Annotated in this window: 9 protein-coding genes and 4 pseudogenes; 7 read left to right on the forward strand and 6 right to left on the reverse strand. The window is 40.1% G+C overall.

The features are described 5' to 3' along the window. Positions 1-93: 93 nt before the first annotated feature. Positions 94-1,185 (reverse strand): redox-regulated ATPase YchF, encoded by a 1,092-nt coding sequence (gene ychF / locus BHE89_RS20660; RefSeq protein WP_069369044.1) that lies wholly within the window; start codon positions 1,183-1,185, stop codon positions 94-96. 182 nt (positions 1,186-1,367) lie between these two features. Next, positions 1,368-1,952: an aminoacyl-tRNA hydrolase gene (pth, locus tag BHE89_RS20665; protein WP_069369045.1), complete on the reverse strand. Its 585-nt coding sequence runs from the start codon at positions 1,950-1,952 to the stop codon at positions 1,368-1,370. A 346-nt stretch (positions 1,953-2,298) separates the two neighbouring features. Here pth and ychH point away from each other — a divergent pair, with 346 nt between their 5' ends. Next, complete coding sequence (gene ychH / locus BHE89_RS20670) at positions 2,299-2,577, forward strand: stress-induced protein YchH (protein ID WP_069369046.1); 279 nt, start codon at positions 2,299-2,301, stop codon at positions 2,575-2,577. A 220-nt stretch (positions 2,578-2,797) separates the two neighbouring features. On the opposite strand, the pseudogene prs reads toward ychH, so the two are convergent. The 3 genes and pseudogenes from prs to lolB all read right to left on the reverse strand — a co-directional run bounded on the left by prs (position 2,798) and on the right by lolB (position 5,344). Beyond that, positions 2,798-3,746, reverse strand: a pseudogene (prs, locus tag BHE89_RS20675) (ribose-phosphate diphosphokinase). 87 nt (positions 3,747-3,833) lie between these two features. Then, positions 3,834-4,709: a 4-(cytidine 5'-diphospho)-2-C-methyl-D-erythritol kinase gene (gene ispE, locus BHE89_RS20680; protein WP_069369047.1), complete on the reverse strand. Its 876-nt coding sequence runs from the start codon at positions 4,707-4,709 to the stop codon at positions 3,834-3,836. Further along, positions 4,706-5,344, reverse strand: coding sequence for a lipoprotein insertase outer membrane protein LolB (lolB, locus tag BHE89_RS20685; protein ID WP_069369048.1), 639 nt, complete (start codon positions 5,342-5,344; stop codon positions 4,706-4,708). Before lolB ends, ispE begins: the two co-directional genes overlap by 4 nt. Positions 5,345-5,586: 242 nt before the next feature. On the opposite strand from lolB, the gene hemA reads away from it, so the two are divergent. The 6 genes and pseudogenes from hemA (at position 5,587) to BHE89_RS20715 (ending at position 11,441) form a co-directional block, all read left to right on the forward strand. Continuing rightward, the gene (gene hemA, locus BHE89_RS20690; protein WP_069369049.1) at positions 5,587-6,849 is read left to right on the forward strand and encodes a glutamyl-tRNA reductase; all 1,263 of its coding nucleotides are present in this window, start codon (positions 5,587-5,589) and stop codon (positions 6,847-6,849) included. 28 nt (positions 6,850-6,877) lie between these two features. Further along, complete coding sequence (prfA, locus tag BHE89_RS20695) at positions 6,878-7,960, forward strand: peptide chain release factor 1 (protein ID WP_069369050.1); 1,083 nt, start codon at positions 6,878-6,880, stop codon at positions 7,958-7,960. Then, the gene (gene prmC, locus BHE89_RS20700; RefSeq protein WP_069369051.1) at positions 7,960-8,808 is read left to right on the forward strand and encodes a peptide chain release factor N(5)-glutamine methyltransferase; all 849 of its coding nucleotides are present in this window, start codon (positions 7,960-7,962) and stop codon (positions 8,806-8,808) included. The genes prfA and prmC overlap by 1 nt, the downstream gene beginning before the upstream one ends. Beyond that, positions 8,792-9,647: pseudogene (gene sirB1, locus BHE89_RS20705) on the forward strand (invasion regulator SirB1). The gene prmC and the pseudogene sirB1 overlap by 17 nt, the downstream one beginning before the upstream one ends. Before the next feature lie 8 nt (positions 9,648-9,655). Continuing rightward, positions 9,656-10,510 (forward strand): 3-deoxy-8-phosphooctulonate synthase, encoded by an 855-nt coding sequence (gene kdsA / locus BHE89_RS20710; RefSeq protein ID WP_069369052.1) that lies wholly within the window; start codon positions 9,656-9,658, stop codon positions 10,508-10,510. Positions 10,511-10,518: 8 nt separating this feature from the next. Then, positions 10,519-11,441 (forward strand): annotated as a pseudogene (locus tag BHE89_RS20715) (TIGR01212 family radical SAM protein). Between the two features lie 137 nt (positions 11,442-11,578). On the opposite strand, the pseudogene dauA reads toward BHE89_RS20715, so the two are convergent. Beyond that, positions 11,579-13,281: pseudogene (dauA, locus tag BHE89_RS20720) on the reverse strand (C4-dicarboxylic acid transporter DauA). Positions 13,282-13,435 lie beyond the last annotated feature (154 nt).

Consider the following 13,435-nt stretch of genomic DNA (forward strand, 5'->3'; position numbering starts at 1 on the left):
TGAATGGATAAAATGAGTTGTGCGTAGAGTATAAAAAATATAAAAAAACCCACGAATGACCGTGGGTTTAGTAATGAGATTTAATATAAGTCGTTACACATTAAATAAGAAGTTCATGACATCGCCATCTTGAACGATATATTCTTTACCTTCTGCACGCATTTTACCTGCTTCTTTAGCGCCTTGTTCACCACCGTAAGTGATAAAATCGTTATAAGCGATAGTTTGAGCGCGGATAAAGCCTTTCTCAAAGTCAGTGTGGATTTTACCCGCCGCTTGTGGTGCGGTTGCACCAACAGGGATTGTCCATGCACGTACTTCTTTAACGCCCGCAGTGAAATAAGTTTGTAAGTTCAGTAGTGCGTAACCTGCGCGAATAACACGGTTTAAGCCAGGTTCTTCAATGCCTAAATCTTGCATAAATTCTTCGCGTTCAGCATCTTCTAACTCAGCAATATCCGCTTCGATCGCGGCACAAACAGGAACAACCACAGAGCCTTCTGCTTCTGCGATCTTGCGAACCGTTTCAAGATATGGGTTGTTTTCAAAACCATCTTCATTAACGTTTGCAATATACATTGTTGGTTTTAACGTTAAGAAGCTTAAATAACGAATAGTCGCTTTTTCTTCTTCAGTTAAATCTAAAGCACGTAACATACCTGCATTTTCTAAATGCGGTAAGCATTTTTCTAACACTTCCATTTCTGCTTTAGCAACTTTATCGCCACCTTTGGCTTTTTTCTGATTGCGGTGCATTGCACGTTCACAGGTGTCTAAGTCAGAAAGGGCTAATTCAGTATTGATAGTTTCGATATCTTCAGCAGGATCAACTTTACCTGCAACGTGAATGATATTGTCATTTTCAAAACAACGAACCACATGACCAATCGCTTCAGTTTCACGAATATTTGTCAGGAATTGGTTACCTAAACCTTCACCTTTAGATGCCCCTTTTACTAAACCCGCAATATCAACAAATTCCATTGTTGTTGGTAAAATACGCTGTGGTTTAACAATTTCAGCCAGTTTATCTAAGCGAGGATCAGGCATTGGAACAACACCTGTGTTTGGCTCAATAGTACAGAATGGGAAGTTGGCTGCCTCAATACCTGCCTTAGTTAAGGCATTAAACAGTGTAGATTTCCCTACGTTAGGCAGACCGACGATACCACATTTAAATCCCATAAACGTTCACCTTGTCACATAAAAACAACAGGAGGGAGTATTCCTGTTGTGCGCGGTTAAAAAAATTGGCGCTATTATAGAGCAAATCCCCGTTTGATTAAATCATCCGGGAGTATTTGCATAAAAGAAGAGGGAGGGGGCCCCTCGGAATATTAAAATGACTTAATTTATCAATATCATGATTACGCTTTAAAGCTATGCAATCGGTTTATTGCTTTCTCATAACCATCACGCATTAAAATGTCTGTGCATGAAAGTGCTTCATCAATAGCGTCATCAATTAATTTTTGTTCACTGATTGGGGGTTTACCTAAGACAAAACCAACAACTTTATTTTTATCACCAGGATGACCAATACCAATACGTAAACGATAGAAGTTCGGATTATTAGCAAACTTACTTTGAATATCTTTTAATCCGTTATGCCCGCCATTGCCGCCACCTAATTTCATTTTGACAACACCAGGAGGTAAATCGAGTTCATCATGGGCAACTAAAATTTCATCAAGCTCAATACGATAGAAATTTGCCATCGCTTGTACCGCTTTACCACTTAAGTTCATAAAAGTAGTCGGCACTAATAATCGAACATCATTACCATTCAAATTAATGCGTGCGGTGTAACCAAAGAATTTACTCTCTTCTTTTAGAGATTGTTGATGACGTTGAGCCAATAAATCAACATACCAAGCCCCCGCATTATGGCGGGTCTGGGCATAATCTGCACCGGGGTTTGCTAACCCGACGATAAGTTTAATTTTACTCACAATAGCCTTTCACTGTTATCGTCTTAAAAGAAAGGACATAGTTTACCTGTCTAAGCTCAGAAGCACAAAATAGATTATATAGAATGACTTTTAGAAACGGTAAGCTGAGAAAATGTCCTTAATTTAATTTAACAAAAAGAGCGAAAGGGATAAAAAGAGTGTTATTTTCTCTTTTTTAAAGAAAAAACACATTTTTTGTGAAGATTTGTCAATAAATTTCAGAACGGTGTGATCCCTTCGACAATAACTTTTTAGTATTTATGGCTATAATAACTACAAAGAATAAAAAGGTTATTCGATGTATTTTTTTTGTTGAATCGTCTGACGACGCGCTTGGAGGTGCAACATGAAATATAAACATGCATTTGCAGTTGGTAATTTATGTATGGCTACGGGGATGATTGTCATGCTCGGTAGTCTTGGTTATACGCTTCTTACCCATATTTTCCCATTAGGATTGCCTGAGTTTTTATCAGATATTTCTTTAATGGGGATTTTTGTTGGTGCTTTGGTTTGGTTAGCGGGCGCCCGTATCGGTGGTAGAGAAACAATAGCAGAAAGATATTGGTGGTTACGTAACCATGATGAACGTTATCGTCGTCATGACAATCACCGTTATCCATAATGTTATTATTACAGATAATTATCAGAATAAATAAAAATAATAATAAAGTTAAAAACTGATGTTTAGTGAATAATAGTTGTCCATTATGCGTCGCAGTACACACCTATAAGCCCGTTTAATGAGAACGGGTTTTTTGTTGCCTAAAAACAACAAAAAACCCGCTATAACATCGTTATAGCGGGTTTAGTTATCTCAAAATTGCAATGAATGTTATAACAAATTAATGTTCAAACATCGCAGAGATTGACTCTTCATTGCTAATACGGCGAATTGCTTCAGCCAGCATGCCAGAAAGGGTCAATGAGCGGACTTTATTTAATGCTTTGATTTCTGCTGATAACGGAATTGTATCGCAGACAACCACTTCATCAATAACAGAGCTTTTGATGTTCTCAACAGCATTACCAGAGAAGATAGGGTGAGTCGCGTAAGCAAATACACGTTTCGCACCACGTTCTTTCAGTGCTTCAGCTGCTTTACACAATGTACCACCTGTGTCGATCATATCGTCAACAAGGATACAGTCGCGGTTAGCAACATCACCAATAATATGCATAACTTGAGAAACGTTAGCACGAGGGCGACGTTTATCAATGATAGCCATATCAGTGTCATTCAGAAGTTTAGCGATAGCACGAGCGCGAACAACACCGCCAATATCTGGAGAAACAACAATAGGGTTGTCCAAATCTTTTTGAAGCATATCTTCTAAAAGAATTGGGCTGCCGAAGACATTGTCAACCGGTACATCAAAGAACCCTTGGATTTGTTCTGCGTGTAAGTCACAGGTTAAAACACGGTCTACGCCTACACTAGATAAGAAATCCGCAACAACTTTTGCCGTAATAGGAACACGGGCTGAACGAACACGGCGATCCTGACGGGCATAACCGAAGTAAGGAATAACAGCAGTGATACGACCAGCGGAAGCTCGACGTAATGCGTCAACCATGACCACTAATTCCATTAAGTTATCATTAGTTGGTGCACAGGTTGATTGAATGATAAATACATCACCACCACGTACGTTTTCGTTGATTTGCACACTGACTTCACCGTCGCTAAAAACGACCTACAGCCGCGTCTCCTAGGCTAGTATAGAGTCGGTTGGCAACACGTTGAGCCAGTTCCGGGGTTGCGTTACCAGCAAAAAGCTTCATATCGGGCACGAGAAAAACCTCAGGCTTGCGTCCAGAGAGAGATATTGTTGACCAGTAAAGAACGTGTTTATGAACATAAGGTTTGTAAACATCATCTTACGGGTGCAATAACACAGGTATCCTTGAGCGGAATAAATGCAGAGGAGAAATGTTGACGCCTTGCGCTACAAACCCATGCACCCACTCAGGGGCGTTAATTAACACTTCACTAGCGGTAACTTGTGAGTCGAACTCACCGAACACACATGCACCTGTCCCAGTTAAGCGTGACGGTGCATATTCTAACAGCCACGAAAGCAGATATTCAACCTCACGAAAACGTTTTCTTGCGATCATTTCACAGTCATTCTCGAACGGAGCCTTTAATAATGCGCCAAGAGAGCGAATAGGAGAATTACGTTTTAATTCTGGATCTGTGAAGATTGTCGGTGTTGGAATGGAAATTCCGGGATGAGCGACCAAATACCATTGTTCTTTTGGCTCTGCGGGGGTCAAAATTTCACCAACCCCTTCGGCGAACGCTGCATGACCTTTTACAAAAACGGGCACATCTGCACCTAAGCTAACGCCTAATTCGGCTAAGATTTCATCACTTAATCCTGCTTGCCAATGGTAGTTAAGTGCAATTAATGTTGTTGCTGCGTTAGATGAACCACCACCTAAGCCACCGCCCATAGGAAGTTTTTTATCAACGTGGATATCTGCGCCGTGATATTGCAAAGCAATATTATGTTGTTGACAATAATCACGCAGCAATTTTGCCGCTTTAATAATTAAATTATCTTTATCTTCTACGCCATCAATCGGCGTTAAAATCGTTAACTGGGTATCATCACGAGGTGTAATCGTTAATGTGTCACCATAATCTAAAAACTGAAATAACGTTTGCAGATTGTGATAACCATCAGGGCGTTTCCCAGTGATGTAGAGAAAAAGATTTAATTTGGCAGGAGAAGGCCAACTTAGTGTCATTGCTGTATATCCCAGTTATCCATTTTTAATTTGATAGTGCGTTCACCCTGTTTTAATTCAAGGCGCTGTGGCAGGTTGGGGGAAGTACTTGAATCATAAGCTTGGTAAGTCACAATCCAATCGCCTTCAGGTGTAGGTAATGTCACTGATTTTAATAAATGATTAGCATCTAATTCGAAATCAGTTGCATCACCGGGTAAACCGATAAGCCAGGCACGCAGATTTTTGAGAGGAATAACCATACCTGTAAGTTGGTAGATCATTTCAGCAGGATTATCACTATAATATTTTTTACCATTATTATCAGTAACTTCAATCACACCCGGCATAACATTTAAATCGAGTTCTGTGGTGCCTAAAGGATTGGTAAGCAATAAGCGATAACGTTCGTCGGCTCTGTCTTGCCAATAGAATCGGGCATAGGTTTTACTCGTATCTTCGATATAAGCAAAAGCGCCTCGGGTTTCATATTGTGAAATATTCTTTAATGCTTGTTGGCGAGCTTGCCATTGCACATCGTGATCAGATGCCGAACCTTGCGTCTTTATCTGATTTAGATTACAGGCACTCAGCAACAACGCCGTTAGCGGGATAAGGCGCAGGAGTCGTTTGGTAGAAAAAAAGCGTGAACGCATAGCTGAGACATTCCTTTAATTCGTTATTAGTTGAAAAAAAGAGTATCATAAACCTTATGATATAACGATATTTCGTTAAATAGTGTATAGAAATCTCCTATCACTCAAGTAAGCCCTTTTATTGAATCTGTTCATCAAGTAGAATGACGGAGAAATGAAGAGTCCATACTAAATGCGCTGTTTTAGGTTTACACTAAGTCAAGTCGCGAGGCGGTATTTATTCATAACTCGATATAGTTGATATGACGTTATTAGCATTAGGTATTAATCATAAAACAGCCCCCGTTGCTTTACGTGAGAAAGTCTCTTTTTCTCCCGATACTATGGGTGATGCCTTAAATAATCTCTTACAGCAACCCGCTGTCAGAGGCGGTGTCGTGCTGTCTACTTGTAACCGTACTGAGCTCTATCTTAGTATGGAAGATAAAGAAAATAGCCATGAGCAGCTTATTCGTTGGTTATGCCAATATCACCAAATAGAGCCAAATGAACTGAAAAGCAGTGTTTATTGGCATCAAGATAATCAAGCTGTCAGTCATTTAATGCGAGTGGCAAGTGGTTTAGATTCTCTCGTATTAGGTGAACCTCAAATTTTAGGGCAAGTTAAAAAAGCCTTCGCCGATTCTCAAAGCTATCACTCGCTCTCTTCAGAGCTGGAACGTTTGTTTCAGAAATCTTTTTCAGTTGCGAAAAGAGTGAGAACAGAGACACAAATCGGTGCTAATGCTGTTTCTGTTGCTTTTGCTGCTTGTACATTAGCGCGTCAAATCTTTGAATCGTTATCTTCTTTGACTATTTTATTAGTGGGAGCAGGCGAGACAATAGAGCTAGTCGCTCGCCATCTACGTGAACATCAAGTCAAAAAAATCATTATTGCTAATCGAACAAAAGAGCGTGCACAGCGTTTAGCTAATGAAGTTGATGCCGAAGTTATTACATTATCAGAGATTGATGAATGCCTTGCACAAGCGGATATTGTCATCAGTTCTACGGCAAGCCCATTACCCATTATTGGTAAAGGTATGGTTGAAAGGGCGCTGAAAAAACGTCGTAATCAGCCAATGTTGCTGGTGGATATTGCTGTTCCTCGTGATATTGAGCAAGATGTTGAAAAGCTGAATAACGTTTATCTTTATAGCGTTGATGATTTAGAAGCGATCATTCAACACAATCGTGAACAACGCCAAGCTGCAGCAATTCAAGCAGAACATATTGTCCAGCAAGAAAGCGGGCAATTTATGGATTGGTTACGGGCACAAGGTGCTGTGGGAGCCATTCGAGAATATCGAGACAGTGCTGAATGTTTACGTGCAGAAATGACAGAAAAAGCCATCACATTGATACAAAATGGAGCGGATGCAGAAAAAGTTATCCAACAACTCTCTCATCAATTGATGAACCGTCTTATTCACACACCAACAAAATCTCTTCAACAGGCTGCCAGTGATGGTGATATTGAACGCCTGAATCTATTACGTGAAAGTTTGGGTATTACCCATAATTAACTTTGTCTAACAGGATCTTAATCTACGAATGAAGCCTTCTATTGTCGCTAAGTTGGAAGCTCTACAAGAGCGTTATGAAGAAATTCAGGCTCTTCTGTCAGAAGCCGATGTTATTGCCTCTCAGGAGCGTTTTCGTGCGCTTTCAAAAGAATACTCTCAATTAACTGACGTCACGGCTTGTTTTAGCCAATGGCGAAAAGTGCAAGACGACATCGAAACAGCAGAAATGATGCTTGATGATCCTGAAATGAAAGAGATGGCACATGAAGAGCTAAAAGAAGCACAAGCATTAAACGATGATTTAGAGCAGCAGCTACAAGTGCTGTTATTGCCTAAAGATCCTGATGATGAATTTAACTGTTTTCTTGAGATCCGTGCGGGAACAGGCGGAGATGAAGCTGCATTATTTGCAGGTGATTTATTCCGTATGTATAGCCGTTATGCAGAATCACGTCGCTGGCGTATTGAAGTCATGAATGCTAACGAAGGTGAGCATGGTGGCTATAAAGAAGTCATTGCCAAAGTCGTTGGTGATGGCGCTTATGGTGTATTGAAATTTGAATCAGGCGGTCACCGTGTTCAACGTGTACCAGAAACCGAATCTCAAGGTCGTATTCATACGTCTGCTTGTACAGTTGCTGTATTAGCGGAAGTGCCAGAAGCGGAATTGCCTGAAATCAGTCCAAGTGACTTACGTATTGATACATTCCGTTCTTCTGGGGCGGGTGGTCAGCACGTTAATACAACCGACTCTGCTATCCGTATTACACATATTCCAACAGGAATTGTGGTGGAATGTCAGGATGAACGTTCACAGCATAAAAATAAAGCCAAAGCGATGTCCGTATTAGGTGCGCGTATTCGTGCGGCTGAAATACAAAAACGTCAAGAAGCGGAAGCTTCTGAACGTCGTAACTTATTAGGCTCTGGTGACCGTTCTGACCGAATTAGAACATACAACTTTCCACAAGGTCGCGTCACTGATCACCGTATCAACCTTACATTTTATCGCTTAGATGAAGTGATGGAAGGAAAATTAGATCCATTAATTCAGCCTATTGTGACCGAATATCAAGCGGATCAGCTTTCTGCACTTTCTGAGTTAAATTAATGAATTATGAACAATGGCTGCGTGAAGCAGCCTTGCAATTAATTGAAAGTGACAGCCCTAAACGTGATGCTGAAATTCTACTTGGGTACGTTACACAACGTACCCGCACTTATTTAATTGCTTTTAATGAAACCGTACTTTCGTCAGACGAATTAGCGCAATTATCACAATTACTTACTCGACGTATTAAAGGTGAACCTATTGCCTATTTAGTTGGTGAAAGAGAATTTTGGTCACTTCCTTTAAAAGTCTCACCTGCAACATTAATTCCCCGCCCAGATACAGAATGCCTTGTTGAAAAAGCATTAGAAAAACTGCCTTCAGAGCCAACTTGTATTCTTGATTTAGGAACAGGAACAGGGGCTATTGCGTTAGCAATGGCATCAGAACGCCCAGATTGCTCTATCATTGGTGTCGATTTTCAAGCTGAAGCGGTGGCGTTAGCGCAAGAGAATGCGACTCGCTTAGCATTAAACAACACAGAATTTATGGAAAGTTGCTGGTTTAGTTCACTCTCTGGGTATCAATTTGGTATGATAATTAGTAATCCTCCTTATATAGATGAAAATGATGAGCATATTCATCAGGGGGATGTTCGTTTTGAACCTTTAACCGCGTTAGTTGCTGGTAATAACGGTTTTGCTGATATCGAGATTATCATTGAAACTGCTCGTCAGTTTTTAACGGATAATGGCTGGGTATTGCTGGAGCATGGCTGGCAACAGGGTGAAGGTGTACGTAATATTTTTATTGATAAGGGTTACTGCTGTGTGGAAACTTTCCACGATTATGGCGGTAATGAGCGAGTGACAGTAGGTCGTTGGAATTATGATAGAAACCATAGCTGATTACGAATTTAATAAAGCTCCTTTAGTTAAGGGCATGATCCTTATCTCTCAGGCTATTCGACCTGATTTTCCAACTACTTCTGTTGGTTATCAACTGGCACAGTTAGTTGAACAAGCAGAAGCTGAAATTCCTAAGCAAGGAAACGTCAAAGAGCAGATAGATGCACTGCTAAAATTGTTTTATAAGCAGTGGCATTTTAGTGGTGCAAGTGGCAAATATTGCCTTTCTGATACTTTATGGTTAGATAAAGTATTAGCGACACATGTAGGTTCTCCTGTTTCACTAGGTTCGATTCTTATTTATATTGCACAAGCGTTAAACCTGCCGTTAGCTCCCGTTATTTTTCCTACACAACTTATCATCAGAATAGATGTTCCCAATGAAAAAAACGTTATTTTTAAACCCAATAAATGGTGAATATCTCTCACAACATACCCTAGAAGTTTGGTTAAAAGGGAATGTAGGAAGTAATTCGGTGTTATTAGATGCCGATTTAGAAGAATCAGAATACAGCTCTATTATTCGTAAGCTTTTAGATACTTTAAAAGTGTCTTTGATGGAAGAAAAGAATATGGAACAAGCATTGAAAGCCAGTGAAACGGTATTGATGTTTGATCCTGAAGATCCCTATGAGATACGTGATCGTGGGCTTATTTTTGCTCAGTTAGAGTGTCATCATGTGGCAATTTCTGACCTTAACTATTTTGTTGAGCAATGCCCCGAAGATCCAATTTCAGAAATGATCAAAATTCAAATTCATTCGATAGAGCAACATCCAGTTGTTTTTACATTAAAAAGTTTTACGCAACGTACTCGATGTACATTACAAACAATATAGGGATAAATATGCAACATAAAGTGGTGAATATTGGTGATATCAAGGTAGCAAATAACCTGCCATTTGTACTTTTTGGTGGCATGAATGTATTAGAATCGCGCGATTTAGCCATGCGTATTTGCGAGCATTACGTTACTGTAACTCAAAAACTGAATATTCCTTATGTATTCAAAGCTTCTTTCGATAAAGCAAACCGTTCTTCAATCCACTCTTACCGTGGTCCAGGTTTAGAAGAAGGGATGAAAATTTTCCAAGAGTTAAAAGAGACTTTTGGCGTTAAAATTATTACGGATGTTCATGAAGCCGCGCAAGCCCAACCTGTATCAGAAGTTGTTGATGTCATCCAGCTACCTGCATTTTTAGCACGTCAAACTGATCTTGTTGAAGCAATGGCAAAAACAGGTGCTGTGATCAACGTAAAAAAACCGCAGTTTGTAAGCCCAGGACAAATGGGAAATATTGTCGACAAATTTAAAGAAGGCGGTAACGATCAAGTTATTCTATGCGATCGCGGCAGCAATTTTGGTTACGATAACTTAGTTGTTGATATGTTAGGCTTCCATGTCATGATGCAAGCTTCTCAAGGTGCACCCGTTATTTTTGACGTTACGCACTCACTACAATGCCGCGACCCATTTGGTGCTGCATCAGGTGGACGTCGTGCACAAGTTGCAGAATTAGCTCGTGCAGGTATGGCTGTCGGTCTTGCAGGATTATTCCTTGAAGCGCATCCAGATCCCGATAATGCACTTTGTGATGGCCCATCAGCATTACCACTTGCGAAATTAGAGCCTTTCTTAGCTCAAATTAAAGCGATTGATGAAGTGGTAAAAAATTTCCCAGAGTTAGATACCAGTAAATAAAATGTGTTATGCAGCTGCATACCGTTGTTAATATGTTCGGCGCTGATCTTCAGCGCGTTATCACGAAAAAATCCATAAAATCACCCTTCATGGCGGTTTCAACTGTCCAAATAGAGATGGTACATTGGGGCGGGGAGGCTGTACTTTCTGTAATGTCTCTTCTTTTGCTGATGAGCAAACGCAATATCACTCCATTGAAGAGCAAGTGGCATTACAAGCTAAAAATATTAACCGCGCACGTCGTTATCTTGCTTATTTTCAAGCCTATACCAGTACTTATGCCGAAGTAGAATATTTACGCACGTTATATGAAACCGCGTTGTTACAAGCAGATATGGTCGGGTTGTGTGTAGGAACTCGACCAGATTGTGTCCCCATTAGTGTGTTGGATTTATTGCAAGGTTATCATGATCAAGGCTATGAAGTATGGTTGGAGCTCGGTTTACAAACGGCTCATGATAAAACATTGAAGCACATTAATCGTGGACATGATTTTCAATGCTACCAAGCGACGACGCGTGAAGCTCGTCGGCGAGGTTTAAAGGTATGTACACATCTTATTGTTGGGTTACCACGTGAAGATCATCAGCTTAATATGCAAACTTTAGAACGTGTTGTAGCTACGGGTACTGATGGACTTAAATTACACCCTTTGCATATTGTTGAAGGGAGCACGATAGCAAAAGCATGGAAAGCAGGGCGTGTTAATGCATTGACGCAGGAACAGTATGTTTATACTGCGGGTGAGATGATCCGCCATACACCTCCTGAAATGATCTACCATCGTGTGTGTGCTAGTGCCAGAAAACCCACTTTGTTAGCGCCTGACTGGTGTGAAAACCATTGGCTGGGTATGAATGCACTTTATCAAGATTTATTAAAAAAGGGTGTGCAAGGAAGTGGAATTGGTAAGGCGTTTATTCCTTATTAAGTGAATTATTTCTTATATTAACAATAAAGGTTGAAGTTAATCATTTATCAAATTAACGCTTAGAATTAAAAACGCCTTTAACTTTTATTTAATATTAATTAAAGGCGTTAATTTTTTTCTCTGAAAAATCTAAACCACTACTGAATTAATTCCAAATCATCCAGTGCCTTTTGCAATGAAGGATAGAAACTCAGTGTACTTTCAATCGGTGTCACTTTTGCTCTTGCCAACGTTTTTAAGGGTTGAAAAGGAATATCACACACAATCACATGAGTATCGTCTTTAACATCAGTAACGAAATGCTGGAACGCATGTAATCCCCCTGCATCTAATACAGGAACAGCATCCCATTGCATAATCACGGTTTTGTAACCTTTACTGCGTTCACGTAGTTCATTAAAGATACGTTCAGCGGCGGCAAAGAATAATGGGCCATTAACACGCACAACTAATAACTGCTTATCATCATCAGTATAAGGGGATTCTGTTATTTTGGTCATATTAGCAATACGACGCATAAATAACAGTGAAGCCAACACAATACCGATAGTAATTGCAATAACCATATCAAAGAGAACGGTAAGCGATAAACATAATACTAAGACAATAATATCGTCTTTAGGGGCGTGTCGAATAAGATCAATCACTTTACGTGCTTCGCTCATATTCCATGCAACAATTAACAGCAGTGCAGACATTGCAGCTAAAGGTAAATACGAAAGAAAGGGAGCTAATACAAGTAAAGTCAGTAATACTAGCAATGAGTGAACAATGGCAGAAACGGGCGATGTTGCACCCGCACGCACGTTAGCTGCTGAACGCGCAATGGCCGCAGTTGCTGTAATACCACCAAAGAAAGGTGCGACTATATTACCAACCCCTTGTCCCACTAATTCACCATTAGAGTGATGTTTTTTGCCTGTCATGCCATCAAGGACAACTGCACATAACAACGATTCAATGGCACCTAACATTGCCATTGAAAAGGCAGCGGGTAATAACGCAGAGACGGTGCTCCAATTTAATTCAAGTGATGTACCTGAGCTTGGTAAATTCCAAGGTAAAACAAACTGAGGCAGTATAGGCGGAATTCCTTGTCCTGTTGTTCCATTAGGAAGGGTATAGCTAAATTGTGAGCCAATTGTCGCAACATCATGACCGAACATATTCACAATACCCATTACCGCAGTCCCTGCGATTAAAGCAGGTAAGTGACCAGGTAAACGTAAATTCAGCTTAGGCCAATAAATTAAAACAAATAGGGTTGTCAAACCAATCAGCGTATCACCAATATGAATAGTCGGTAATGCAGAGCCTAGGGCAATAACTTTATCAATATAGGTTTCTGGGACATGTGCTAATTCAAGACCAAAAAAAATCTTTTTACTTGCATTGTGGCGATTGTAATAGCAATCCCTGATGTAAAACCGAGAGTAACAGAAACGGGAATATACTCAATGAGCTTACCAAAGCGCGCTAATCCCATAACCACTAAGATCACGCCAGACATAAGCGTAGCAATTAGTAAGCCACTCAAACCAAATTGTTGTGATACAGGATAAAGGATCACAACAAAAGCGGCAGTAGGGCCTGAAACGCTGTATCGAGAGCCACCAGAAACAGCAATAACGATACCGGCAATAGCTGCGGTATAAAGACCGTATTGCGGAGGAACACCGCTACCAATAGCCAAAGCCATGGCTAGAGGTATCGCGATAATACCCACGGTGATCCCTGCAATAATATCTTTTAATAAACGCGCAAAAGAGTAAGGCTCTTTTACACATGCATCAATAAATGCACTAAAGGGGCGAACCCTGTTAACTTTATGAGTTTTCATTTAGGATCAAACCAAAATAAGAAGTCAGATGCCGAATAACGGCGATAAGGAAAAGAAAGGATATCGCTTTTATTCGCTGATAATAATGTGATATATCAAATTATTAATGTATATCTTAAAGCTTAGCAAAAATAAAATCAATTAAACTAATAAG

This window comes from Shigella sp. FC1967 (genome assembly GCF_001743005.1).
Lineage (GTDB): Bacteria > Pseudomonadota > Gammaproteobacteria > Enterobacterales > Enterobacteriaceae > Proteus.